Genomic DNA, 24,566 nt, shown 5'->3' with positions numbered 1-24,566 from the left:
CCCGCCCCTGGAAAGCCCCTGGGGTGTAACACGGCTGAGGATGGTTAAGCAGCGTTTCGGATGGGGATTTCGTCCATTTGACGCGAATTTGTCTTCGTTTTTGACGTCTGGCGCGGCGGGCCCGGCCGGACCGGATGGGGCCACTTGGCGCGCGTCGGCCGCCCGGACCGGTTCCATCGCCTGCTACGTCCTTGATCGCCACAGCCGCGCGGTGACAATGGGGACAATGCCGCAACCATAGACGAGTCCGGTCCCATGTCCCGTTCCCACCGCATCGCCCTCGCCCTGCCCCTGTCGCTCGCGGCATTCGCTGCCGCGGGCACCGCCTGGGCGGGGGAGCGCAGCTGGGCCTTGGAGGGACAGGTACTGCGGATAACCACGCCCTGCGCCCGCACTGTGGACATCACCGCGTCGTCCAGCGCGCGCGATGTGCGCATCCAGGCCACGGCGGATGATCCCAATGAACTGGACCAGCTGACGGCCAGTGGTGGCCAGACGGCCCAGTTGGGCATCAGCGGCCGCCGCTGCTACCGCGAGGGGGACGATTGGAAGCGCTGGCAGCCGACGCTGCGCATCGCCATCACCGTGCCGGCCGGCGTGCCCCTGGAGGTGCAGGAGGGTGGATCGACCGATTACCAGGCCAGCGGCGGCTTCGGCGCCCTGGCGCTGACGATCGACGGTTCCGGCAATTTCAAGGCCGACCGGGTGGCCGGCGGCGCCCAGGTCCGCATCCACGGGTCGGGCGACACCCAGCTGGACCGTCTGGAGGGTGCGCTAAAAGTGCGGGTGGCGGGCTCCGGCAATGTCGGCATCATCCAGATGGCGGGCCCCTCCACCGACTTGGAGAGCAGCGGCAGCGGCACCATCACCATCGGCGGGGGCAGCGGCGGCACCACCCAGGCCAAGCTCAGCGGGTCGGGCAACGTCACCTTGCCGGCGGTGCAGGATCTGCGCCTGTCCATCGACGGATCGGGCGACCTGGTGGCGGCCAAGGCGCAAGGGGCGCTGTCGGCCCATTTGGGCGGCTCGGGCACGCTGACCATCCACGCCGTGTCGGCCACCACCGCCCAGCTGAAGCAGTCGGGCAATGGCGACATCACCATCGATGGCGGGGAGATCGGCACCCTGTCGTCCATCATCAGCGGCAGCGGCGACCAAGTGCTGCGCGTCAAGGTCACCGACGCCACCCTCTCGCTGAGCGGCAGCGGCGACGTGAAGATCGACCAGGTGACCGGCCGGCTGGACCAGTCGCACAGCGGCAGCGGCAGCGTCCACGTGGGCGGACGCTGATCCGGGCGGACGCTGATCCGCCGGACGCTTTCCTACCGCGCCTGACGGCGGGCGGGCCGCACCATGGTGCGGGACCGGGGCAGGCGCACCGGTTCCGCCTTGGCGGCGGGCTCATCCTCATCCACGTCGAACAGGCTGTCCTTGGCCCCCACCGCCGCTATCTCGGGGGCCGGCGTGGGCGCCCGCAGGGCGTTGGGCATGACGGTCAGGGGCAGGCCGATGGCGCTGCCCAGGGCCTCCGCCATCTCCTTGGGCAGGGGGCCGCCCGCCATCTTGGTCGCCAGGGTGGGGGTGACGCCCTGGGGCAGCATGGCGTCGTCACTGAGGGCGCGGTATTCCCGCACCAGTTCCTGCAGCGTGGCCCACACGGAACGGATTTCCCCCTCCAGCACCTCGCGGCGGCGGTGCAGGGCGGCAGGATCCGCCTTGATGGCGGCGAGGATCGCTGCGATGGGAATGCCGTCGATGTGATCGGGCACATGCGCGGCGCGGGCACCGCCACGGCGCCGATCCAGGCCGTTGGGCACCGGGTTGTCCTGCAAAGCCACGGGCGCCGGGCTTTCCGAAGCGGCGCGGCCCGCCAGGGCGGCGGCCGGGAAGAAGCGTGCCTTGAAATCCTCGAACGTGAACGTCATCGGAAACCCCCAGCTGCCAAGATCGCGGACGGGGATACCTCAGCAACTCCTATGCCAAAGGTTAGCCGGGGAACCGTTGCTCAACGCAGCGGGCCGGTGGCCCCGCCAACCACCACCGTGGCCATGGCATCGGGACGCAACAGCCGCGCCGCCACCCGCCGGATATCGGCCAGCGTCACCCGGCGCAGCAGGGCGTCACGATGATCCAGGAAGCCGGCGGGGTAGCCATCGCGGCGAATATCCAGCAAAAGCGCGGCGATGGCGCGGTCGTTGGTGAATTGCAAGGGAAAGGAGCCGGTCAAATAGGTCTCGGCGTCGCGTAGTTCCCGCGCGGTCACCCCGTGGGCGGCCACCTCCGCCAGGGTGTGGCGCACCAGACCCAAAGCCTGCGCCACCGTGGCGTTGGCGGTGGAGCCGCTAACGATGAACAGGTCGGCAAGGGCATAGGATTGCAAATTGCATTGCACATCGTAAGACAACCCCCGCCGGGTCCGCACCGCCTCCGCCAAACGCGATTCCAGACCCTCACCGCCCAGGATGTGGCTCAGCAGCAGGGCTGCGGGCCAGTCGGGGTCGCCGGGGGGAATTCCCGCGCCCGCCTGCACGAACAGGCTCTGCGGCCCCGGCCAGGACACAGCGACCGGCCGGACGTCAGCAGAGGGACGGGCGTCGGGAATGGCGGCGGGCGCGGGCGCGGCCGGCAGGGCGCCGAAGATCCAGTCCACCGCCGCCCCCAGCTCCGCCGGGTCGATATCGCCCGCCGCCGTCACCAGCAGGCCGTCGCGCGCCAGGCGCCGGGCGGCGAACCCCCGCAAGTCGTCGGTGGTTATGGCGGCCAGTGTGTCGGTCGTGCCGCGCAGGGGGCGGCCATAGGGGTGGTCCGGGAACAGCTGGCGGGCCAGGGCGTGGTAGGCGACCGTGACGGGATCCGCCTCCTCCCGCCGCACCGCCACCTGCAACTGCCCCCGGATGCGGGCGACCGCGTCGGCGTCGAAGCGCGGCGCCGTCAGGGCCAGTCGGGCCAGGGTGAACGCCTCCTGGCGATTCTCCCGCAGGGTCAGCAGTGCGCCGGAGAACCAGTCGCGGCTGGCGTTGAAGGCCAGGCCGATGGAGTGGTCGGCCAAGCGATCCTGGAAGGCGGCGGAGTCCAGGTCGCCCGCCCCCTCGTCCAGCAAACCCGCCGCCATGGCGGCCAAGCCGAGCCGGTCGGCGGGATCGGTGGCGGCCCCGCCGCGAAAGGACCAGTCGAGCGCGATGATGGGGTTCTTGGCGTCGCGCACCAGCCAGACCTCGATGCCGCCGGGGCTGACCACGCGCTCCACCAAAGACGCCTGGGCCGGGGATGCCTGGGCCCCCATGGCGGCCCACACCGGCTGGCCGAGCAACATCAGCGCCAACACCAACGCCCACTGGAACGCCCATCGGAACGCCCACGGGGCCTTCATCGAACGGCCCCTTGCGCCATGCCTTGCGCCGCCGCCACGTCTTCCAACTCCTCCTCCGGCGTCGGCGCGTCGGGGTCGGGCAGCAGCAGGGCGGTGACGGAGCCGCGGCCGCCCAGCACGGTGCGCAGGGTGCGGTTCACATCCTCTACCGTTATGGCGGCGACGCGGTCGGGCCAGGCCTCGACATCCGCCACGCTTTGCCCCGTGGTCAGCGCCACGCCGAATTCCGAGGCGGGGCCCTGCAGGCTATCGCGGGCATAGATGGCGCCGACCTGCAGACGCCGGATGGCGGCCGCCACCTCCGCCGCGCTTACCCCGTCGTGCAGCAGGCGGGCCAGTTCGGCGTTCAGGCCGGCCTCGGCGTCCGCCACCGCCACCTCCGGCCCCGGCACCACGCCCAGGCTGAACTGTCCCGGCCCCAGCGCATCCGCCAGATAATCGACGCTGACCCCCGCCGCCAGGCCCTGGCGCACCACCAGCGCCTGGTAGAGGCGGCCGGTGGCGCCACCGCCCAGGATGGTTTGCAACACCTCCAGCGCGTAGACCTGCGCCGGCTCGGCGGCCCAGCCGTGGGAAGGCGCCACCCATACCCGGCTCAGGGATGGCTGGCGCACCTGGGCGTCCTTCAGTTCAATGCGACGATCCTCGCCGCTGGCCACCGCCGCCCCCCGTGCCATCACCCGGTTGGGCACCGGGCGGGCGGGGATGCGGCCGAAGGTGGCCTCCGCCAGGTGGCGCAAGGTCGCGGCGCTGATGTCGCCCGCCACCACCAGCACGGCGTTGTTGGGGGCGTACCAGGCCATATAATAGGCCCGGGCGTCGGCGGGGGTCAGGGCCGCCACCTCCTCCGGCCGGCCCACCACTGGCCGGGCATAGGGATAGGCCTGGAACAGGGCCGCCTGCACCTGTTCCCGCAGGCGGGCGGCGGGGCTGGCCTCCGTCCGCTGCCGCCGCTCGTTCAGCACCACCGCCAGTTCCGGCGCCGCCGTTGCCGGCCGGATGCGCAGGTTCGCCATGCGGTCAGCCTCCAGCCGCAGGGTCAGGGGCAGCTGGTCGCGGGCGATGGTCTGGAAATAGACCGTCTGGTCCTGGTTGGTGTAGGCGTTCTCCACCCCGCCGTGCGCCGCCACCTCGCGGGAAAAGGCACCGGAGGGGACGGTTGCCGTGCCCCGGAACATCAGGTGCTCCAGGTAATGGGCGACACCGGACTTGCCCGACGGCTCATCCGCGGCACCGGCCTTGTAGAACAGCATCTGGGTGACGACCGGGGCGCGGTGGTTGGGCACCACCACCACCTGCAGGCCATTGGCCAGCGTGAAGGTCTCGGGATCGAAGACCCGGGCCGGGGCCGCCGCCGGCGCCATGAGGGCAAGCGCCAGGGCCGCGAACCGCACCCCCCAGAAAGGCCGCCAAAAGACGCCCAAGCCCCCGCCACTCCCGCTACATGCCGCCCCGTTTCCCAAAGGAATAACATGGGTACGGCGGGGGCCCAAGGGAAGCTGGCCGTTGGGATGGGGCGCGGGCATCGCCTGGCCACCCCGCGCTCACGCCCATGATAAAAGGCCCGGGCGGGAGGGCATCCCGTCCGGGCCTTTGAACCCTGGTCCCTTAGCGGGAACCGGCGGAGCTGCTGTCGCGCTGCACGGTCGGGCCGTTCGCCGCCGGCTTGTCATCGCCCTTCCAGAACATCAGGCCGTCCAGGAAGCCGCGGTCGCCGACCACGGTGCCCGGCCATTCCTTGTCGATGATCTTGCGGATCTGGGGATCGGCCTGGTCGCCGCCGGCCTTGGCCACCAGGGCGGCCTCGCCCTTGCTCTGGTTCGCGGTGGCGGAAGCCACGGCCGTCGCCTCGGTGGTGGCGGCGCCGAACACGGTGCTGGTGGCCCGCGTCTCCTTCACGATTTCCTGCGGGCGCGGGCTGCCCGGCTGCGGCGGACGCAGGTTGAAATCGGGCGGCACCTCCAGCGGCGCGCGCGCCAGCACCCGGAACTCGTCCGGAGTCGGGCGCGACCCGCCGAACAGGTAGTCCAGGCTGTCACACCCCGTCAGGGCTGCCAAACCGGCCGCCGCGAGCATCAGCCGCGCGCTAAACACCTTAGAATTCTCGCCCATATCCTCGTCCGTCGAATGTAGGCCCCGAACCCCGGGACCCCCGTGAACCTGACCCAAAAACGGAACCAACCCCATCGCCGGGCCCCACCGCCCCCCATGGCGGTGTTCCCAATGACGGCGACACCCTACCGCGTCGCGGGCTTGACGAACAGCCCATCCACGACCAGCACCAGCATGCCGACGACGATGCCGCTATCGGCAACGTTGAATGCCGGCCAATGCCACGCCGCGATGTGGAAGTCCAGAAAATCAACGACGGCGCCCAGGCGCAGCCGGTCGATCACGTTCCCCAAAGCCCCGCCGATCACCATGCCGGCGCACACCGCCTCGATCAGGCGGGCCGCGCGGCGCATCCACACCGCCATGGCGGCGGTGATGACCAGGGCTAACACGATCAACAGGGCCGTGCCCGTCGCGCCGCCCTGATTAAACAGGCCGAAGCTGACGCCGTGGTTCCACACCAGCACCAGGTTGAAGAAGGGCAGCAGGGTCACGCCGTCGCCTGCCTCGGCGAAGCGGCCCAGGATGGCGGCCTTGCTGGCCTGGTCGGCGGCCAGGATCACGGCCACCGCCAGTAGGCCTGGAACGCCGAACCGCCCCAACACGCGGGTCAGCATGCTCATGCGTGGTGTCCTACCGCGTCATCGCAGCGATGGCACAGCTGCTCCACGCCCTCCGCCGCCGCAGGGACTTCCGGCAGGATGCGCCAGCAGCGTTCGCATTTCTCGCCCTCGGCCGGGCCGAACACCACGCCCACGCCGGCCACGTCGGCCAGGGCGAAGGCACCCTCGGGGGCCGCACCCACCGTCACGGTGATGCCGGAGGTGATGCTGATTTCCGCCAGGTCCAGGCCGGCCAGGGCCGCGTGGTGGGCCTCCTGCACGTACACCGTGGGGTGCGCCTGCAGGGAAGAGCCGATGGTCTTGTCGGCGCGCTTCAGTTCCAGGGCGCCCGTGACCGCGCGGCGCACATCGCGCACCACGGTCCAGCGGGCGGCCAGGGCATCGTCACGCCAATCCGCCGGGATATCGGGGAACTGGCGCAGGTGGACGCTTTCCGGCCAGGCGGCGCGGCGGGCGTCGTCGCCCTCCGCCAGGAAGGCCAGCCAGGCCTCTTCCGCCGTGAAGCACAGGATGGGGGCCAGCCAGGCGGTCAGCGTCACGAACAGCCGTTCCAGCACCGTGCGCACGGCGCGGCGGCGGGCGCTGGCCGGCGCGTCGCAGTACAGGCTGTCCTTGCGGACGTCGAAGTAGAAGGCCGACAGGTCCACCGCGCAGAAATTATGCAGCTCGGTGATCAGGCGGTGCAGATCGTAGTCCTTGGTGGATTGGCGCACGATGGCGTCCATCTCCGCCAGGCGGTGCAGCACCCAGCGCTCCAGGTCCGGCATGGCGGCCGGTTCCACCCGCTCCGCCTCCGTGAAATCGGCCAGGGCGCCCAGCAGGTAGCGCAGGGTATTGCGCAAGCGGCGGTAGAGATCGGCGTTGCTCTTCAGGATCTCCTTGCCGACCTTCAGGTCTTCCGAATAGTCGGAGCCCACGACCCACAGGCGCAGGATGTCGGCGCCGTATTCTTCCATCACCTGCTGCGGCGCCACCACGTTGCCCAGGGACTTGGACATCTTGCGGCCCTGCTCATCCAGCGCGAAGCCGTGGGTCAGCACCGCCTTGAAGGGCGCGCGGCCCCGGGTGCCGCAGCTTTCCAGCAGCGAGGAATGGAACCAGCCGCGATGCTGGTCCGACCCTTCCAGGTAGAGGTCGGCGGGCGAGGACAGGTCGTTGCGCCGCTCCAGCACGAAGGCGTGGGTGGAGCCCGATTCGAACCAGACATCGACGATGTCGAACACCTGGTCGAAATCGGCCGGATCATAATCCGGACCCAGGAAGTCGGCGGCGGGCCGGTTGTACCAGGCGTCCGCCCCCTCGGTCTCGAAGAAGCTGGCGATGCGGTTCAGCACGCCCTCGTCCTTCAGGGGCTGGCCGTCCGCCTTGGACAGGAACAGGGCGATGGGCACGCCCCAGGCGCGCTGGCGGCTGATGCACCAGTCGGGGCGGCTTTCCACCATGGCGTGGATGCGGTTGCGGCCCTGCGGCGGCACCCACTGCGTCTCATCGATGGCCGCCAGCGCCCGCGCCCGCAGGTCGTTGGTGTCCATGGAGATGAACCACTGCGGCGTGGTGCGGAAGATCAGCGGCGCCTTGGAGCGCCAGCTGTGCGGGTAGCTGTGCTTCAGGTTGCCCTTGGCCAGCAGTGCCCCTTGCGCGATCAGGGCGCTGATGGACTTGCCGTTGGCGTCGCCCGGCTTGCCTTCCGGCGTGTAGACGCGGGCACCGGCGAACAGCGGCACATGGGCGTAGTAGCTGCCGTCCGCGTCAACGGTCTGCGGCACCTCCAGCCCGAACTTGCGGCCCAGGTCGAAGTCCTCGGCACCGTGGCCGGGCGCGGTGTGGACGAAACCGGTGCCGGCGTCGGACGTGACATGGTCGCCCGGCAGCAACGGCACGGGGTAGTCGTAGCCTCCGTTGGCCTCCGGATGCCCACGGAAGGGATGGGCCAGGATGGCGCCGTTGAGGTCGGCGGCGGCAACGTCCGCGCCCTTGGCGAACGTCGCCTTGGCCGACGTCGCCACCCCCTCGGCCAGGGCCTGGGCCAGGATGAGCTTTTCACCCACCTTGGCGAGCGAGCCTTCCTGCGCCTCGGTCACAGTGTAGACCGCGTAGGGGATATCCTCGCCATAGGCCACGGCGCGGTTGCCCGGCATGGTCCAGGGGGTGGTGGTCCAGATGACGACCGCCGCACCATTCAGCACCGGCGTGGGCGCCGTCACCACGGGGAAGCGCACCCAGATCATGGGCGAGGTCACGTCCTGGTATTCGACCTCCGCCTCGGCCAGGGCGGTCTTTTCCACCACCGACCACATGACGGGCTTGGCGCCCTTGTACAGGCCGCCGTTCAGCAGGAACTTGTGGATCTCGCGCACGATGGCGGATTCGGCGTCGAACGCCATGGTCAGGTAGGGGTTCTGCCAGTCGCCTTCCACGCCCAGGCGGCGGAACTCGCCGGCCTGGATGCCCACCCATTCGGCGGCGAAGTTGCGGCACTCGGCCCGGAACTGCAGGACGGGCACCTCGTCCTTGTCCTTGCCGGCCTTGCGGTACTTCTCCTCGATCTTCCATTCGATGGGCAGGCCGTGGCAGTCCCAGCCGGGGACGTAGACGGCATTGCGGCCCTGCATCTGCTGGCTGCGGATGACCACGTCCTTCAGGATCTTGTTGACCGCGTGGCCAATGTGGATGTTGCCGTTGGCATAGGGCGGGCCGTCATGCAGCACGAAGGGCGCGCGCTCCGCCCCATCCTGGCGCAGCTTGCCGTACAGGTCGATGGCCGCCCAGTGGGCCAGCAGCTCCGGCTCCTTCTTCGGCAGGCCGCCGCGCATGGGGAAATCGGTGCGCGGCAGGAAAACGGTGTCTTTAAGATCGCGGGTCATGGCGGGTCAGGAAATCCGGTGTTCGGATGGCGGCCTTGCCCTTGTCCGGAGGCGGATGCGGGCGCCCCGGGGGTAAGGCCGGCGGGATAGTCGGCGGTGGTGGTACGCGGATGAGCGCGCCCTGGTCCCGGCCCCCCTCAGGAGACCGGGTCGATAATTCGCAGGTCCATGACCCTGATCTGGCGCGTTGGCAACATGGGGGCGGATGTTAGCAGCCGGCCCCGGTGGGTCAAGCGAGATGGGATGGTGTCCGGAAGCGTCAAGGCGATGGCCAACTTAAGTGCCGGGCAGAGCCGCCAGCCGGCGGCGGGACTCGTCCGCGTCCCGGGCGATCTGGTCCTTCAGTGCCTGGAAATTCTCGAACTTCATCTCCGGCCGGATGAAGTCCAGCAGCTGCACGCGGACATGGCGGCCGTAGAGGTCGTCGTCGAAGTCGAACAGATGGGCCTCCAGCCGTTCCACCGTGCCCCCCACGGTGGGCCGGCGGCCCAGATTGGCCACACCGTTGTGCCAGATGGTGCCCGCCCCTTCGTCCACGCCGGCGCGCACGGCGTAAACGCCGAAATGAGGGCGAAGATAATCGTGGATTTCGATGTTGGCGGTGGGGAAGCCGATGGTGCGGCCCCGCTTGTCGCCATGCTCCACCCGGCCCTCGATCTCGAAGGGATGCCCCAGGATGGCGGCCGCCTCTTGCGGCCGGCCCTCCTGCAGGTGACGGCGGACGGCGGTGGAGGAATAGGGCTCGCCCGCGCCATTGGCCACCGGCCGCGCTTCGGTCACGCCAAAGCCATGGCGGGCGCCCAGGGCACGCAGCAGCGCCATGTCGCCGCTGCGGTTGTGACCGAACAGGAAGTCGTAGCCGGCCACCACATGGCGCACGCCCAAACCCTGGACCAGCACCGTTTCCACGAACTCCTCCGCCGTCATGCCCGCCAGGGCGGCGTCGAAGTGCAGCACCACCATGGCGTCCATGCCCAACGCCTCGATCAGGTGGGTCTTGATGCGCAGGGGCGTCAGGCGGAAAGGCGGATCGTTGGGCCGGAAGAAGCTGCGCGGGTGCGGCTCGAACGTCACCACGGCGGCCGGGCGACCCAGGTCGTCGGCCAGCGCGCGGGCCTGGCCGATGACGGCGCGGTGGCCCAGATGCACACCATCGAAATTGCCCAGGGCCACGACAGCCCCACGCAACTCGGCAGGCGCATCCTCATAGTGGCGCAGTAACTTCATGACCGGCGGCTTTCCGTCGACTTGAGGTGGGCCGTGAACAGGCGGGTATCCGACGTGTCCGGATATAGGCGCTAACGCCCCGCCGTGCAAAGCCCTTCCCGCGCAAGCCCCCCGCCCTTAGACCGCATGGGCGGGGTCGGAATAAATCTTCAGCCGGGCGTTCAGGGCGGCGCTGGCGAACAGCAGGATGGCGGTGACGAAGAACACCGCGCGCATGCCGACGTGGCCGCCGATGAATCCGCCCAGCAGCGGCCCCGCCACCTGCCCTGCGAACTGGGCGGAGGTGGAATAGCCCAGGATGGCGCCCGCCACCCGGTCGGGCACGGCATGGCGGATCAGGGTGGTGATGGCCGGCAGCAGCCCGGCCAGGGTCAGGCCCATGAAGAAGCGCAAGGCCACCAATTGCCAGGTATGGGTGACGAAGGCCTGCGGGATCATCAGCAGGCCGGTGGCAGCCAGGCAGGCGATGACCACCGTGCGCGGCCCCAGCCGATCGGTCAGCCGCCCCACGCGGGGTGCCGCCAGCATGCTGGCCAGGGCGCCGCCCGCCATCACCAGGCCGGACAGGAAGGCGATGTCGCTGCCGGGGGCGGCGATCTGGCCGACATAGACGGTGATGATGGGCTCGATCGACATGTTGGCCACCATGAGCATGCAGGCGGTCAGCAGCATGGCGTAGACCGGCCGCCGGTCGGGAATCTGGCGCCAGGGGCTGCCGGTGAGGTGGGGACCGGCGGCCCTGGCCCGCGGTTCCTCCCGGATCAGGGTGGCGGTGGCGATGAAGGTCAGGAAGATGACGCCGGCGGCGGCGAAAAAGGTCTGGCGCAAGCCGATGAGGCCGGGCAGCGCCCCGCCGATCAACGGCCCGGCCAGGCTGCCGGCCAGCATGCCGGTGGACAGGATACCCAGCGCCCAACCGGAGCGGGCCTTAGGCGTCTGGGTCGCCACCAGCACGATGGAGCCGGAGGCGTAACCGCCCAGCAGGCCCGCCAGCAGGCGCAGCGCCACCAGCTGATAGACGTCCTGCACCAGGCCAGTCAGGGCGATGGCCACCGTCATGCTCAAACTAGCGCGGATCAGGATGACCTTGCGGCCATAGCGGTCGGCGAACTTGCCCCACAGGGGCGCGGTGGCGCCCGCGCCGAAGAAGGTGGCACCATAGGCGATGCCCGACCACTGCACGATGGCGGTATGCCCCGCCACCCCCAGATGCTCCACATACAGGGGCAGGAAGGGCAGGATGAGGCTGAGGCCCGCAATGGTGGTGAAGGACCCGAACAGGCAGACGTACAGGTTCCGTTGCCAATGCAGGGATTCCATGAAGACCATCCTCAAAAACAACAGTTCGCCCAGGAACGGGCCTACATCGGAAACTGGCGCGGCCGAGGCCAGAGGTCCAATATATGGCACAGGCGAAGGTGATCGCTTTTAGCAATGGCGCTGCCAGGAACCGAGGCCAGGAACATGGAACTGCGCCACATCCGCTATTTCCTGGCGGTGGCCGAGGAAGGCAACTTCACCCGCGCGGCGGCCCGCCTGGGCATCGGCCAGCCGCCGCTGAGCCAGCAGGTCAAGGACCTGGAGCGTGAGGTGGGGGCGGCACTGTTCCACCGCGTGCCCCATGGCGCCGAACTGACGGAGGCGGGCCGCGCCTTCATGGACCGCGTGCGCCCCTTCCCCGCCCTGGCGCAACAGGCGCTGGACAGCGCGCGGCGGGCGGCGCGAGGGGAACTGGGCAGCCTGCGGGCGGGCTTCACCTCCTCCTCCGCCTTCAACCCGGCGGTGGCCGGCGCCATCCGGTCCTTCCGCCGGGCTTACCCCGAGGTGGATTTGGGCCTGGTTGAATCGAATTCCATTCCCTTGCTGGCGGCGTTGGAAGGGGGAGAAGTCGACATCATCTTTCTGCGCACCGATCCGCCCCCGGGCGGCCCGGTGCAGACCCGCCTGCTGGCGGTGGAGCCCATGGTGGCCGTCCTGCCCGCCGGCCATCCGGCGGCGGGCACCCCGGTCCTCGACCTGGGCCGGCTGAGGGACGACCCCTTCATCCTATTCCCCAAGGGTGCCGGCCCCAGCATGTTCGAGACCACCATGGCCGCCTGCCGCGCCGCCGGGTTCGAGCCGCGGTTGTACCAGACGGCGCCGCAGATGAGTTCCATCGTCAACCTGGTGGCGGCCGAATTGGGCGTGTCCATCATGCCGGCGTCGATGTCCCAGGTGCGGGTGGCGGGCGTGGTCTTCCTGCCCCTGGCCCCACTGCCGGGCGTCGCCCAGCCGACGGCCCGGCTGGCGCTGGCCTGGCGTCGGGGTGACACGCGTGTACTGGTGCGCAACTTCATCAACCACGCGGGCCCTGCCGTGGCCGAACCCCAGGGGATGGATGAAACTTTTCCACCCGCCCTGTGAGCACGGGCATAGCGGAAAGCGGCACCCCGCCAATAATCCGATAAAATGTGCAGATGTGGATCGGCGACTTGATCGTGGCCCCGAATCGCGCCGACAATGGGGACAATAACGCCGAGAACTATGCGGGCCGGAACCGTCGCCGTCATGGACAACGCAGTCGAAACAACCCCTGGCGAAATATCCCCGGGCGCCGCGCCGGCGGGATGGACGTACCCGTCGGGCGGCGCCGGATGGGCCTGCATGTATCTGGACCGCCCGGACGGCGCGCGGTTGCGCCTGGGCTGTTGGCAGAGCGCGGGGGAAGAGGGCCGCCGCGGCACTTGCCTGCTGGTCAACGGCCGCAGCGAATTCCTGGAAAAGTATGCGGAGCAGGCGTCGGAGTGGGCCGTCAGGGGCTGGCGCGTCGTGTCCTTCGACTGGCGCGGCCAAGGCCTGTCCACCCGGCCCCTGTCCAACCGCCAGCTGGGGCACATTGACGACTTCTCCACCTACCTGGAGGATCTGGAGGCCGTCATGGCCGCCCTGTGCCCACCCACCGGGCCGGTCGTCGCCTTCGCCCATAGCATGGGCGGCCACCTGATGCTGCGTCATGTGCTGGACTGCGACACGGCGATGGAGGTGCCGCGGCTGAAGGCCCTGATCCTGTCGGCCGCCATGGTGCGGATCAACACCGCCCCGCTGCCCGGCCGCGTCGCCGCCCTGATCGCCAATCTGGCCTGCCGCCAAGGCAAGGCTGAGGCCTATGCCCCCGGCCAGCGCGATTTCGACCCCGACGCACAACGGTTCGAGGGCAATCCCCTGACCAGCGATCCGCGCCGCTTCACGGTGGCGTTGGATGCCTGCCGCCAGCAGCAGGACCTTTGCCTGGGCGGCGTCACCTATGGCTGGCTGGCAGCCGCCTACCGCTCCACCGATTATCTCGCCCACGCCACGATGTCGGGCCTGGATCTGCCCATCCAGATCCTGGCGGCTGGCGCCGACCGGATCGTCAGTTCCCCAGCCCTGCGCGCCCTGGCCCGCCGCCTGCCCGACGCCCGCTTCCATCAGTATCCCGGCGCCAGGCATGAGCTGATGATGGAGAACGACACCATCCGCCGCGCGGTGTGGGAGGATGTGGACCACTTCCTGGAGGAAACGGGGTTGTAGTTACCCCTGGTCCGGCGGCATCAGCATCAGGGGCTGCAGCGCCGGGGCCAGCACGCGCAACAGCTGGGCCGGCAGGGCGCTGGTGAAGTGGTAGTTGGCGGCCTGGGCCCCATGGACATGGGCGGTGATGACGCCGAAGAAGCGGTCGCCCGCATAGAAGACGAACGTGGCGGTGCGGTTCACCACCCGTGATTCCAGCAGCACCCCGCCGGGCCCGAAGCGGTCGAAGCGCTGGTCGCCCGTGCCGGTCTTCCCGCCCAGGGGCAGCGGGTTGCCGTCGGCGTCGTGGAAGGCGCCCTTGGCGCGCTGGGCCGTGCCATTCTGCACCACGTCCAGCAGGTGGGCCCTCACCACCTCAACCAAGTCATGGGACAGCACGCGCTCCCCCTTCATCTGGTCGTCCAGGCCCACCACCGTCTCATAGGGCGTTCCGGCGGCGAAATGCAGGCGGGTGACGCGGGCGGTGGGCAGGCGGATGCCGTCATTGACGATGATGCCCATCAGGTCGGCCAGCGCCCCCGGCCGGTCGCCGGAACTGCCGATGGAGGTGGCGTAGGACGGCACCAGCGCCTCGAAGGGATAGCCCAGGCGCTTCCAGTCGGCATGGATGCGGGCGAAGGCCTCCTCCTCCAGCACGATGCCGATGCGGGTGTCCTGCGCGTGCTTGTAGCGGGTGGAGAACAGCCACTGGTAGCTTTCCTGGCGCGAGGTGCTGCTCTCCTTCAGCATCTGACGCTTGGGCGCCTTCGGGCTTTCCTGCAGGTAGGCCACCAGCCACAGCTCCAGCGGATGGACGCCGGCCATGTAGCCGCGGTCGTTCAGGCTCCACTTTTCCGGATCGGCCTTCTCGAACAGGGCGGCTACCGTGGCGGGTTTCAGCGGCTGCCGCTTCGCACCGGGCCGGGTGTCGTTTTCCACCGCGCCATGGGCGGCCAGGAAGCGGGCCAGATCCTCCGGCGTCGAGTTCGGCCGGACGGAGCGGTAGATGACGGACAGCCGCTCCTCCCGCGTGCCGGCCTTGGCCGCCAGCTTCTCCAGCGCCTTGTCGGGGCTGAGGCCGCCGTACTCATCCCAGAAATGGTTCAGGAAGGTGCTCCCTTCCCGGTCCGCGAACTGGGCCAGATAGGTCTGGCGGGCCGGGTGGTGCGGGTCGTCCAGCACGTCGTCCTTCCGCGCCGGCCCCTCCGCGATATAGTGGTTCACCACGTCGCGCATCAGGCGGATGAACACCAGGTTCACCGAGCGGCGCAGCGCCTCGGACACCGTCAGGATACGGTGGTCGTCCGACTTTTCGAAATTGTTGAAGCTGTGCAGGCCGCCGCCGGTGAAGAAACGCTCGCCCGTGCCGGCGGAATAGGTGCGCTCCATGGCCGCGTTCAGCATGGCCGGCAGGCCCTGGTCGCCCGTCTGCGCCAGCGTGTCGGTCACCCACCGCGTCAGGTTGTCGTCCGCCGCCGCCGAGATGTCGCGCAGGGAGGCGGCGTCGCGCTGGTGATAGTCGCGGTACAGCTTCTCGATGATCTCCAGGTAGGAGATCAGCGTGCGCAGCTTGGCGGTGGATCCCAAATCCAGCCGCGCGCCCTCGTTCAGGTCCAGCGGCTGGTCCAGGGTGTCGACCTGCACCCGCACCAGGTTGGCGTGCGGCGCGCGCTCATACAAGGTGACGGAATAGACCACCTTGGCCGGGTCGGCGCCGGTCAGCAGCCGGTCGCCGGTCAGGCCCAGTTCCGCCGTCGCCGCCGGGTCCGCCAGGCGCTTCAGCACCCCGGTCACCCGCTCCTGCGCCGCCTGGTCCAGCGTCGTCTCGGTGGTCAGGTCCAGCCGGTCCAGCTGGTACAGCGTATGGGCGCCCAGCATGGTGGTCAGGCGGTTGCGGATGGCGTTGACCGCCTTCTGCTCCACGTACGAGACGTCGGGCGGGTCCGGCGTCTCCTCCCGGAAGCGCAGTTTGAAGTTCTGCGCCGCGTCGGCCAGCGCCGGCGGGATGACGCCCGCCTTCTCCAGCACCCGCAGATGCTCGTTGCACAGGGCGTCCAGCGCCGTGCGGTTGGTGGTGAGGTAGAAGGATGGCCGCCGCTGGGCCAGCAGCAGGCTCAGCACCTGTTTGTAGACCACCGCCTGGGTCGCCAGATCCTCTTCCGTCCGGGGCGTGTCCCGCAGGATCTGGTTGGCGGCGGCGAAGTCGGTGCCATACCAGGCCCACAGGCCGTCGCCCAGGCCGTTGATCTCGCCGATGCCGGGCCGGGCCGACAGGGGCGTGGAGTTCAGATAATCCACCAGGATGCGGTAGCGGGTCTGCGTGGTGTCGGCACCGTCCATATAGGCGCGCATGCTGGCCGACGCCATCTGGCGCAGCTTCTCCACCCCATCCGCCGTCTGACCGCCGGCGGAATGGCGGTACTTCTCCGTCTGGGTCGCCAGGGTGCTGCCACCAATGCGCTGGGCGCCGGGGTTGATGACCTGCAACGGGATCTGCAGCAGGGCCAGGCCGAAGCGGTCCCAATCCACCGCCGGGTTGCGGTAGGGATGGGCAGGGTCCAGCAGCTGGCGATTCTCGATGAACAGCAGGGTCTGCGCCACCAGCGGCGGAACGGAGGCGTAGCTGGTGAACACCCGCTCCGGATAGCTGGCGCCGTAGAGCAGCGTGCCGCCCCGGTCCAGCACCTGCAGCCCGGCCGAGGTCTTCTCCGCATAGGGCGGATAGAAACTGAGGTCCAGGTAGTCCAGCAGCGTGGGCGACATGCGCGCCTGGGCGGTGACGCGATAGGGCCCGGCCGTCAGCCGCTCCAGGAAGCTGGGCATCTGGGCATAGCCCAGCCGCTCGTCATACGGCCCCGCCGTGGGATAGCGCACAGCCGTGGTGGGGCCGGGGTAGACGGAATAGCGCAGGTCACGCCCGACCCGGGCCAGCAGCACGGACTCGAAGCCAGATGTCTCCGTCTCCAGCCAGGCGGCCCCGCCGATGCAGCCCAGAATGGCCAGGCTGGTGGTCCAGCCCAGGACACGCACCCACAGCGGCGTGCCCCGCCGGCGGACCTTCGGCGGCTTGGGGGCGGCGTCGGCTGTCCCAGCGCCCGGCGCCAGGCGGGAGACGGGCGGACGCAAGGCGGCCAAGGTATCGGCCCGCCCACTAACCCCCGTTAGGGGAGCCCCGCCCAAGCTGTTGTCGGTGCTGGTCGTCATCGCCCGCGTACGCGGTACCCCCCTCAGCGCAGACCCGTCATGGGCCACCGGGCAGAGGCTCACCCCCCGTCTCAACTAAGCGGCCTATCCTGCCCGCGATCAAGCGATATCAGGGTCAGCCCCCTGTTGGGGGTAGGTTTTGCCGCCGGTGTGGCCAAACACGGCCCTTTAACGCAAGGTCCGTGCCGGTTCCGGTGATCTCAGCGGGCGCGGCCGAACGCCGCCAGCAGATGGCCGGCCAGGTCGGCACGGGCCACGGTCGCCTGCTCGCCGCTGGCCAGGCGCTTCACCGTGACGGTACCGGCGGCGGCCTCGTCCGGGCCCATCATCAGCACCATGGGGATGCCGGCGCGGTCGGCATATTTCATCTGCTTGGCGATTTTTGCCGGTTCCAGATGCACCTCGACGTTCAGGCCGGCGCTGCGCAGCTCACCCGCCAGGGTCAGGTAATCGGGCAGCAGCTCGGGCGCGAACTGGGTGACCAGCACGTCGATGGTGCTGGTCTGGTCCTTCACCAGGCCGGCCTGGTCCAGCACGTAGAACAGGCGGGTGGCGCCGATGGAGATCCCCACGCCCGGCAGCTTGCTCTTGGTGTACTGGCTGGCCAGGTTGTCATAGCGCCCGCCGGAGCAGACGCTGCCCATCTGCGGGAAGTCGGTCAGGAAGGTCTCATACACCGTACCCGTGTAGTAATCGAGGCCGCGGGTGATGGAGAAATTGACCCGGAAGTGGGTGTCCGGCACGCCCAGGGCGCGCAGCCCCGCCACCACCTGGGTCAGCTCGCCCAGGCCTTCTTGGGCCAGGGCGCTGGCGCTGCCCAGATCCTTGGCCTTGGCCAGCATCTCATCCGTGGTGCCATCGATGCCGACAAAGGCCAGAATGGCATCGGCCATCTCGGCCGACAGTGCCTGCTCCCCCGTCAGGGTGGTGCGCACGGCATCCACGCCCACCTTGGGCAGCTTGTCGATCTCGCGCAGCACGGCGGCCTGAGCCTCGCCCTCGCTCAGGTTCAGCCCTTCCAGGAAGCCGCGCAGGATCTTGCGGTTGGAGAGGTTGATCTGGAAGGGGCCGACATCGATGCCCACCTGGGCCAGATCCCGGAACACGGTGTAGATGACGGCCGGCATCTCCGCGTCATAGGCGACGGACAGGCTATCCTTGCCGATGACGTCAATGTCGCACTGGTAGAATTCGCGATAGCGTCCCTTCTGCGCCCGCTCCCCGCGATAGACGCGCTGGATTTGATAACGGCGGAAGGGGAAGCTCAGGTCATGCTCATGCTCCGCCACATAGCGGGCGGTGGGCACGGTCAGGTCGAAGCGCAAGGCGATATCGGGCCGCTTGGCCTGTTCCAGGGCACCGGTGGACTGCACGAAATAAATCTGCTTTTCCGTCTCGCCGCCCGACTTGGTCAGCAGGACGTCCACGGTCTCGAACACTGGGGTTTCGATCTGCAGGAAGCCGAAACGCTCATAGCCCCGCCGGATGGTGTCCAGCATGCGCTGGAAGGCGATCTGCTTGGACGGCAGCAGTTCCATCGTGCCGGGCGGCGTGCGGGGGGCGATCAGGGCCATGGGATCGAACTCGGAATCTAAGAGACGGACAAGACGGGCTTCATACCCGATTTGCCCGGTGGCGCGCCACAGGCATGGGCAACCTCAAACCCACGGGGGTTGAGCCCGCGCGCCTGAGCGCGTACCACTGGCGCCCGGACATCATAAGCCGGACCCATGCCCCATGAGCGCGACCCCCGCCGCCCGCCTGACCCTGCGACGCCCCGACGACTGGCACCTGCACGTCCGCACCGGCGCCATGCTGCGCGCGGTGCTGCCGCATTCCGCCCGCCAGATGGGCCGGGCCATCATCATGCCCAACCTGGTGCCGCCGGTGACCGACCGCGCCGCCGCCCGGCGCTACAAGGCGGAGATCGAGGAAGTCCTGGCCACCTTGCCGGAGAATGGGGGTGCCCGCTTCCAGCCGCTGATGACCGCCTACCTGACGGACGGCAGCAGCGCCGATGAGATCGCCGCCGGCTATAAGGAAGGCCTGTTCCGGGCGGTGAAGCTGTACCCCGCCCACGCCACCACCAATTCCGCCCACGGTGTCACCGACCTCGCCAATGTGGCCGGCGTGCTGGCGCGCATGCAGGACATTGGCATGCCCCTGCTGGTCCATGGCGAGGTGACCGACCCCGCCATCGACATCTTCGACCGCGAGGCCGTGTTCATCGAACGCGTGCTGCTGCCGCTGATGGACCGCTACCCGACCCTGAAGATCGTGCTGGAACACGCCACGACTGAAGAGGCGGTGGCCGTGGTGGAGGCGCACGGGGGCAGCGGGCGCCTCGCCTGCACCATCACCGCCCATCACCTGATGATCAACCGCTCCTCCATCTTCGCGGGCGGCATCCGGCCCCATCTCTACTGCCTGCCCATCGCCAAGCGGGAAAAGCACCGGCTGGCCCTGCGCCGCGCCGCCACCAGCGGGCAGCCCTGGTTCTTCCTGGGCACCGACAGCGCGCCGCACCCCACCAGCGCCAAGGAATCGGGCTGTGGCTGCGCCGGCATCTACACGGCGGCCAGCGCCATCGAACTCTACGCCCAGGTCTTCGATGAGGAAGGCAGGCTGGACGCGCTGGAGGCCTTCGCCAGCCTGAACGGCCCGCGCTTCCATGGCCTGGCCCCCAATGAGGACACCATCACCCTGGTGCGCGACGGCTATACCGTTCCCGACCTGGTGGACGCCGGCGGCAGCAACGCTGTCCTGCCCTTCCGCGCCGGCGAACGGCTGGACTGGCGCCTGCTGCAGGACTAATACCTCCACCAATTTATCTTCCGCCCGAGGTCCCCCATGATCGACGCCCAGACCGCCGCCAGCCTGACCGCCCGCATCCTGCTGGACATCAAGGCGATCCACTTCAACGCCGCCCAGCCCTTCATCCTGACCTCGGGCAAGGCCAGCCCGGTCTATATCGACTGCCGCAAGGTCATCAGCTTCCCCCGCGCCCGCTCGGCCATCATCGATTACGCCGTGCAGACGGTGATGCGCGACGCCGGGTTCGAGGCGTTCGACGGTGTCGCCGGCGGTGAGACGGCCGGCATCTCCTACGCCGCCTGGATGGCCGACCGCATGGGCCTGCCCATGCAGTACGTGCGCAAGAAGCCCAAGGGCTTCGGCCGCAACGCCCAGATCGAGGGCCAATTCGCCGAGGGCGACCGCATCCTGCTGGTGGAGGATCTGACCACCGATGGCGGCAGCAAGGTGGGCTTCGTCAACGCCCTGCGCCAAGCGGGTGCAGTGTGCGAGCACGCCTTCGTCGTCTTCCACTACGGCATCTTCCCCAAGAGCGTGGAGACGATGCGCGAGATCGGCGTGACCCTGCATGCCCTGACCACCTGGTGGGACGTGCTGAAAGTGGCCCGCGACCACAACTATTTCGATACCGCAACGATGTTGGAAGTGGAGAAGTTCCTGCACGCCCCGGCCGAATGGTCGGCCGCCAACGGCGGCAAGGTGGAAGGATAAGCCTTCCACCAGGCGCAACGTCTACCGCAGCGGCATGGGGCGACCCATGCCGCTGTTTGTTTATCAGGCGGACCCAGCCGCCAGCGCCTTGCACCGCTCCGCCGTGCGCTCATCGGCCGGGAACATGCACTCGATGCGCAGTTCCTCCACCGTCACGTCGCGGGCGGTGCCGAAGGTGGTGATGGTCGAGAAGAAGCGCAGGGGGTGGCCCTCGCCGTCCAAGGCACCACCGGCGAACACCGTGGTGCACAGCGGCAGGGGATAGGCGTCGGGGTCGCGCGACCGCCAGCGGGCGGGCACGCCGGGATAGGCCAGCACGTCATCCAGCAGGGTGCGCAGCCCCTGGTCCAGCGGGGTGGCCGCCACCTCGTTATGCAGATGACGGATCAGGTCGCCGGCCAGGCTTTCCCAGTTGCCCATGACGGGCCGCATGTCCTCCGGATCGAACACCTGGCGCAGGATGTTGTTGTGCCGGGGCATGCCACCGCGCGCCAGGCTGACGATGCGGGCGGTGGCGCGGTTGATGCGCACCACGTCCCAGCGGCGGTTCATCACCACGGCCGGGTAGGGTTCCTGCTGGCCGATGATGAAGTCGATGGCCTGGCGCACCGGTGCCATGGCCGGGGTGGCCAGAGTCGCCTCGCTGTAACGCGGGGCGTAGCCGGCGGCCACCAGCAGGGCGTTGCGCTCGCGCAGGGGCATGTCCAGCGTATCGGCCAGCCGGGCCAGCAGCTCGCGGCTGGGCTGGGCCTTGCCGGTTTCCACACAGCTAAGGTGCCGGGTGGAGACGCCGGCCTCCAGCGCCAGATCCATCTGGCTCATGCGCCGTGCCGCCCGCCATTCGCGCAGCAGCAGGCCCAGCGGCGTCGGCTGGGAGGGAATGGGGGTCACGGTCGCGGCGGCGGCATGGGTCATGGTGGGGGAATGATACGGCGGCCATGGACAAAAGCCATGACCTCGGAGGTCAAGAAACCATGACCTGGCGGGTTATCGACCGCGTGTAGCACCCGGGCGTATCCCTGGGGCATCCGAACAACCTTCCCTTGAGGGATGAGAGATGCTTTCCGCACCGTTCGACCGCCGTCATTTCCTGCAAGGCCTGGCCGGGATCGGCGCCACCGTGGCGCTCGGGACTCCCGGTGCCGGCGCCGCCGCCCTGTCCGGCACCGGGCCGCTGGATGCTGCCGCCTACCGCAGCTTGCGCCGCTATGCCGGCACCCCCTTCGGCCATGTCGCCTACATGGACCAGGGCAACGGCCCCGACGCCCTGTTCCTGCATGGCTTTCCCCTGAGCAGCTTCCAGTGGCGCGGCGCCATCGACCGGCTGTCGGCCCACCGCCGTTGCCTGGCACCGGACTTCCTGGGCCTGGGCTACAGCCGGGTGCCGGACGGCCAGGCGGTGACTCCCATGGTCCAGGTGCGCATGTTGGCCGCTTTCCTGGACAGCGTGGGCGCCAACACGGTGGACATCGTGGCCAACGACAGCGGCGGAGCGGTGGCCCAGCTGTTCGTCACTCAATACCCCAAGCGGGTGCGCAGCCTGCTGCTGACCAATTGCGATACCGAGCCCGATAGCCCGCCCCCGGCCCTGCAGCCGGTGCTGGAGATGGCGCGGGCCGGCACCTTCGCCGACCGCTGGCTGGCGCGCTGGGTGGCGGACAAGGACTTGGCGCGCAGCCCGACAGGCTTGGGCGGCCAGACCTTCAGCGACCCCACCCGCCCCACGGATGAGGCCATCGACTATTACCTGGGTCCGCTGGTCAGCAGCCCCCGGCGCAAGGATCTGGTGCATGCCTACACCCTGGGCCTGGATCCCAACCCCCTGGCCGGCATCGAGAAGGAATTGCGCCGGGTGGCCGTGCCGGCCCGCATCGTCTGGGGCACGGCCGACACCATCTTCGACCGTGCTGGCGGCGATTATCTGGCCGGCATCCTGCCCAACTGCCAGGGCGTGCGCCACCTGCCCCAGGCCAAGCTGTTCTTCCCCGAGGAATATCCGGACATCATCGCGGAGGAGGCCCGAAAGCTGTGGGGGGTGACAGCCTGAGAACTTGCCGCGCCCTTTCAGCAAAAAACCCCGCAGGATCGCTCCTGCGGGGTTTTTGATGCACCAGACCGACTTAGGCGGCGCGGACCTGCTGCAGGAAGCGGTCCACCTGGCCGGCCAGGGTGTCGGACTGCTGGGCCAAGCCGGTGGCGGCACCCAGAACCTGGGTGGCCGACTTGCCGGTGTCCTCGGCGGCGTGCTGCAGCGAGCCGATGTTGCGCGACACTTCCATAGTGCCCATGGAGGCCTGCTGGACGTTGCGGGCGATTTCCTTGGTCGCCGCGTCCTGCTCTTCCACGGCGCCCGCGACCATGTCGGAGATGTCGTTGATCTCGGCGATGGTCCTGGAAATCGTGATGATGGCGTCGACCGCGTCGCGGGTGGCGTCCTGCATGGTGGAGATCTGGGCGGAGATTTCCTCCGTCGCCTTGGCCGTCTGGTTGGCCAGGCTCTTCACCTCGCTGGCCACAACCGCGAAGCCCTTGCCGGCTTCACCGGCGCGGGCCGCCTCGATGGTGGCGTTCAGCGCCAGCAGGTTGGTCTGGCTGGCGATGTCGGAGATCAGCTTCACCACGTCGCCGATGCTCTGGGCGCGCGAGGCCAGCGACTGCACGGTCTCGTTCGTCTTCTCGGCGGTGGAGGCGGCCGCCTTGGCGATGCGGGCCGAGGTGTTGACCTGGTTGGAAATCTCGGCCAGCGAGCCGGCCAGTTCCTCGGTGGCGCTGGCCACCGACTGCACGTTGGCCGAGGCCTGCTGCGTGGCGGCGGCGACGGCGCCGGCCTGGCTGCGGCTCTCATCGGCCGAACCGGACAGCGTCTGCGCGCTGGACTGCATGCGGGTGGCGGCCTCGGACACCTGGGCCACGACGCCCTTCACGGTGCTCTCGAACTCGTCGGCCAGGCGGTTCATGGTGCGGCGCTTTTCTTCCGCCGACTCCCGCTCCGCCTGCTCCTGCACCTTCTTCAGGCGCTCCACTTCCAGGGCGTTGTCCTTGAACACCTGGACGGAGGCGGCCATGGCGCCGATCTCGTCGCCACGCTCCGTGCCGGTGATGTCCACGGTCAGGTCGCCGCTGGCCAGACGGCCCATGGCGGTCTGCAAGGTGGTCAGCGGACGGCTGACCAGGAAGTGCAGCAGCACGGCCAGGCCGCCGACCAGGATCGCCAGCACGATGATGGCGGTCAGCAGCGAGCCCTTGACGGTGGAGGAGATGGCCTCGTTCAGGCCCTGGCGGCTCCACGCCACGATCAGGGTGCCGACCTGGTCGTGGTTGGCGCCGGCCTTCACCGGCGACATGACGATCAGGTGGTCGCCGCGATCGAAGGCCTTGGTCTCGGTGACCTTCTTGGGCAGGTCCTTGTCCTTGTCGATGGCGTAGGTCGGCAGGGTCTTGCTGTCGAAGCTGTCCAGGGATTCGCCATCGCCGTCGTTCACGCGCACGCCCGCCAGGCTGCCGCCCGCGCGGGTGCTGAGGTCGGCATAGGCGTCTGCGATCGAGTCCTGCTGCTTGAAGCGGACCGCGGCGCTCATCTGCTGCGCCAGCATTTCCGTTTCCTGGCGCTCTGACGCCACGGACTGGGCCAGCATGGCCTTATGCATCTGATTGGCGCTGAGCCAGATGACAGCACCCAGGCCGATAATCGTGGGAATGGCGACCGCAGGGGCGATCTTGCGCCCAATGGTAAACCAGCTTCTCGAATTTTCCGGCTTCTTCACCAGGCCACTGACACGCCCCAAAAACCCATCCGCCTCATACGACATTATTAACTACCCCTGCTTTGTTCGTTGCCCCGCGCCGCTGTCGTCGCCAAGACCGACAACCACCCTATCAAACCGGTGCGCGCCCCCGAACCCCTCGCCCACAGTGCGATAGTGGCTCGGCCCGGGCCCTGGGCTAATACCTAGACATGCTTTCGCAGACCTGTAAACTGACTTATAACCTCAACTACAGTTAACGCCGCCGAGGACCATGACGACTGAAATTTATCTTTCGCAATGCGGAAAGGATTTCAGCCTGGATCCATTAGCGTCAGACTCTGGTTAAAACCCCGGAATCCAAGGCGCT

Annotated in this window: 18 protein-coding genes; 6 read left to right on the top strand and 12 right to left on the bottom strand. The window is 68.8% G+C overall.

Annotated elements, in window-relative coordinates; genetic code table 11:
• Positions 1-255: 255 nt before the first annotated feature.
• Complete coding sequence (locus tag FBZ88_RS17950) at positions 256-1,290, top strand: GIN domain-containing protein (protein WP_145618566.1); 1,035 nt, start codon at positions 256-258, stop codon at positions 1,288-1,290.
• Positions 1,291-1,322: 32 nt separating this feature from the next.
• Here FBZ88_RS17950 and FBZ88_RS17945 read toward each other — a convergent pair whose 3' ends face one another.
• From FBZ88_RS17945 to FBZ88_RS17910, 8 genes are all read right to left on the bottom strand, one after another.
• On the bottom strand, positions 1,323-1,925 hold the full coding sequence (locus FBZ88_RS17945) for a hypothetical protein (RefSeq protein WP_145618565.1): 603 nt from the start codon (positions 1,923-1,925) through the stop codon (positions 1,323-1,325).
• A gap of 80 nt (positions 1,926-2,005) precedes the next feature.
• Complete coding sequence (locus FBZ88_RS17940; RefSeq protein ID WP_145618660.1) at positions 2,006-3,313, bottom strand: M16 family metallopeptidase; 1,308 nt, start codon at positions 3,311-3,313, stop codon at positions 2,006-2,008.
• A gap of 53 nt (positions 3,314-3,366) precedes the next feature.
• Positions 3,367-4,794, bottom strand: a complete 1,428-nt coding sequence (locus FBZ88_RS17935; RefSeq protein WP_186464470.1) for a M16 family metallopeptidase — start codon at positions 4,792-4,794, stop codon at positions 3,367-3,369.
• A 184-nt stretch (positions 4,795-4,978) separates the two neighbouring features.
• On the bottom strand, positions 4,979-5,482 hold the full coding sequence (locus FBZ88_RS17930) for a DUF3035 domain-containing protein (RefSeq protein ID WP_050898290.1): 504 nt from the start codon (positions 5,480-5,482) through the stop codon (positions 4,979-4,981).
• A gap of 125 nt (positions 5,483-5,607) precedes the next feature.
• Positions 5,608-6,105, bottom strand: coding sequence for a signal peptidase II (lspA, locus tag FBZ88_RS17925; protein WP_145613273.1), 498 nt, complete (start codon positions 6,103-6,105; stop codon positions 5,608-5,610).
• Entirely contained in the window at positions 6,102-8,969 is a 2,868-nt protein-coding gene (gene ileS / locus FBZ88_RS17920) for an isoleucine--tRNA ligase (protein ID WP_145618563.1), read from the bottom strand. The genes lspA and ileS overlap by 4 nt, the downstream gene beginning before the upstream one ends.
• A 276-nt stretch (positions 8,970-9,245) precedes the next feature.
• Positions 9,246-10,196: a bifunctional riboflavin kinase/FAD synthetase gene (locus FBZ88_RS17915; RefSeq protein WP_145618562.1), complete on the bottom strand. Its 951-nt coding sequence runs from the start codon at positions 10,194-10,196 to the stop codon at positions 9,246-9,248.
• 117 nt (positions 10,197-10,313) lie between these two features.
• Positions 10,314-11,516, bottom strand: coding sequence for an MFS transporter (locus tag FBZ88_RS17910; RefSeq protein WP_211102713.1), 1,203 nt, complete (start codon positions 11,514-11,516; stop codon positions 10,314-10,316).
• A 114-nt stretch (positions 11,517-11,630) separates the two neighbouring features.
• On the opposite strand from FBZ88_RS17910, the gene FBZ88_RS17905 reads away from it, so the two are divergent.
• Together FBZ88_RS17905 and FBZ88_RS17900 are read left to right on the top strand one after the other, a co-directional pair.
• On the top strand, positions 11,631-12,599 hold the full coding sequence (locus tag FBZ88_RS17905; protein ID WP_281290150.1) for a LysR family transcriptional regulator: 969 nt from the start codon (positions 11,631-11,633) through the stop codon (positions 12,597-12,599).
• A gap of 240 nt (positions 12,600-12,839) precedes the next feature.
• Positions 12,840-13,745, top strand: coding sequence for an alpha/beta fold hydrolase (locus FBZ88_RS17900; protein ID WP_186464469.1), 906 nt, complete (start codon positions 12,840-12,842; stop codon positions 13,743-13,745).
• Here FBZ88_RS17900 and FBZ88_RS17895 read toward each other — a convergent pair whose 3' ends face one another.
• On the bottom strand, positions 13,746-16,859 hold the full coding sequence (locus tag FBZ88_RS17895) for a transglycosylase domain-containing protein (protein WP_246138724.1): 3,114 nt from the start codon (positions 16,857-16,859) through the stop codon (positions 13,746-13,748).
• A gap of 269 nt (positions 16,860-17,128) precedes the next feature.
• On the bottom strand, positions 17,129-18,502 hold the full coding sequence (hisS, locus tag FBZ88_RS17890) for a histidine--tRNA ligase (RefSeq protein ID WP_145618559.1): 1,374 nt from the start codon (positions 18,500-18,502) through the stop codon (positions 17,129-17,131).
• Positions 18,503-18,665: 163 nt separating this feature from the next.
• On the opposite strand from hisS, the gene pyrC reads away from it, so the two are divergent.
• Together pyrC and FBZ88_RS17880 are read left to right on the top strand one after the other, a co-directional pair.
• Complete coding sequence (pyrC, locus tag FBZ88_RS17885) at positions 18,666-19,742, top strand: dihydroorotase (RefSeq protein WP_145618558.1); 1,077 nt, start codon at positions 18,666-18,668, stop codon at positions 19,740-19,742.
• A 36-nt stretch (positions 19,743-19,778) separates the two neighbouring features.
• Positions 19,779-20,453, top strand: coding sequence for an orotate phosphoribosyltransferase (locus tag FBZ88_RS17880; protein ID WP_145618557.1), 675 nt, complete (start codon positions 19,779-19,781; stop codon positions 20,451-20,453).
• A gap of 63 nt (positions 20,454-20,516) precedes the next feature.
• Here FBZ88_RS17880 and FBZ88_RS17875 read toward each other — a convergent pair whose 3' ends face one another.
• Positions 20,517-21,368: a helix-turn-helix domain-containing protein gene (locus FBZ88_RS17875; RefSeq protein WP_145618556.1), complete on the bottom strand. Its 852-nt coding sequence runs from the start codon at positions 21,366-21,368 to the stop codon at positions 20,517-20,519.
• A gap of 142 nt (positions 21,369-21,510) precedes the next feature.
• Here FBZ88_RS17875 and FBZ88_RS17870 point away from each other — a divergent pair, with 142 nt between their 5' ends.
• Positions 21,511-22,500: an alpha/beta fold hydrolase gene (locus FBZ88_RS17870; protein WP_145618555.1), complete on the top strand. Its 990-nt coding sequence runs from the start codon at positions 21,511-21,513 to the stop codon at positions 22,498-22,500.
• A gap of 73 nt (positions 22,501-22,573) precedes the next feature.
• Here FBZ88_RS17870 and FBZ88_RS31375 read toward each other — a convergent pair whose 3' ends face one another.
• Complete coding sequence (locus FBZ88_RS31375; protein ID WP_281289006.1) at positions 22,574-24,238, bottom strand: methyl-accepting chemotaxis protein; 1,665 nt, start codon at positions 24,236-24,238, stop codon at positions 22,574-22,576.
• Between the last annotated feature and the right edge of the window lie 328 nt (positions 24,239-24,566).

Source organism: Nitrospirillum bahiense, assembly GCF_007828025.1.
Lineage (GTDB): Bacteria > Pseudomonadota > Alphaproteobacteria > Azospirillales > Azospirillaceae > Nitrospirillum > Nitrospirillum amazonense.
This window is presented reverse-complemented; position numbering and strand designations above follow the sequence as displayed.

Excerpts from the sequence above, each read along its gene's own strand:
- FBZ88_RS17950 (WP_145618566.1), top strand. The coding sequence starts at position 256 with ATGTCCCGTTCCCACCGCATCGCCCTCGCCCTGCCCCTGTCGCTCGCG.
- FBZ88_RS17945 (WP_145618565.1), bottom strand. The coding sequence starts at position 1,925 with ATGACGTTCACGTTCGAGGATTTCAAGGCACGCTTCTTCCCGGCCGCC.
- FBZ88_RS17940 (WP_145618660.1), bottom strand. The coding sequence starts at position 3,313 with ATGTTGCTCGGCCAGCCGGTGTGGGCCGCCATGGGGGCCCAGGCATCC.
- FBZ88_RS17930 (WP_050898290.1), bottom strand. The coding sequence starts at position 5,482 with ATGGGCGAGAATTCTAAGGTGTTTAGCGCGCGGCTGATGCTCGCGGCG.
- lspA (WP_145613273.1), bottom strand. The coding sequence starts at position 6,105 with ATGAGCATGCTGACCCGCGTGTTGGGGCGGTTCGGCGTTCCAGGCCTA.
- ileS (WP_145618563.1), bottom strand. The coding sequence starts at position 8,969 with ATGACCCGCGATCTTAAAGACACCGTTTTCCTGCCGCGCACCGATTTC.
- FBZ88_RS17915 (WP_145618562.1), bottom strand. The coding sequence starts at position 10,196 with ATGAAGTTACTGCGCCACTATGAGGATGCGCCTGCCGAGTTGCGTGGG.
- FBZ88_RS17910 (WP_211102713.1), bottom strand. The coding sequence starts at position 11,516 with ATGGAATCCCTGCATTGGCAACGGAACCTGTACGTCTGCCTGTTCGGG.
- FBZ88_RS17905 (WP_281290150.1), top strand. The coding sequence starts at position 11,631 with ATGGCGCTGCCAGGAACCGAGGCCAGGAACATGGAACTGCGCCACATC.
- FBZ88_RS17900 (WP_186464469.1), top strand. The coding sequence starts at position 12,840 with ATGTATCTGGACCGCCCGGACGGCGCGCGGTTGCGCCTGGGCTGTTGG.
- hisS (WP_145618559.1), bottom strand. The coding sequence starts at position 18,502 with ATGGCCCTGATCGCCCCCCGCACGCCGCCCGGCACGATGGAACTGCTG.
- pyrC (WP_145618558.1), top strand. The coding sequence starts at position 18,666 with ATGAGCGCGACCCCCGCCGCCCGCCTGACCCTGCGACGCCCCGACGAC.
- FBZ88_RS17880 (WP_145618557.1), top strand. The coding sequence starts at position 19,779 with ATGATCGACGCCCAGACCGCCGCCAGCCTGACCGCCCGCATCCTGCTG.
- FBZ88_RS17875 (WP_145618556.1), bottom strand. The coding sequence starts at position 21,368 with ATGACCCATGCCGCCGCCGCGACCGTGACCCCCATTCCCTCCCAGCCG.
- FBZ88_RS17870 (WP_145618555.1), top strand. The coding sequence starts at position 21,511 with ATGCTTTCCGCACCGTTCGACCGCCGTCATTTCCTGCAAGGCCTGGCC.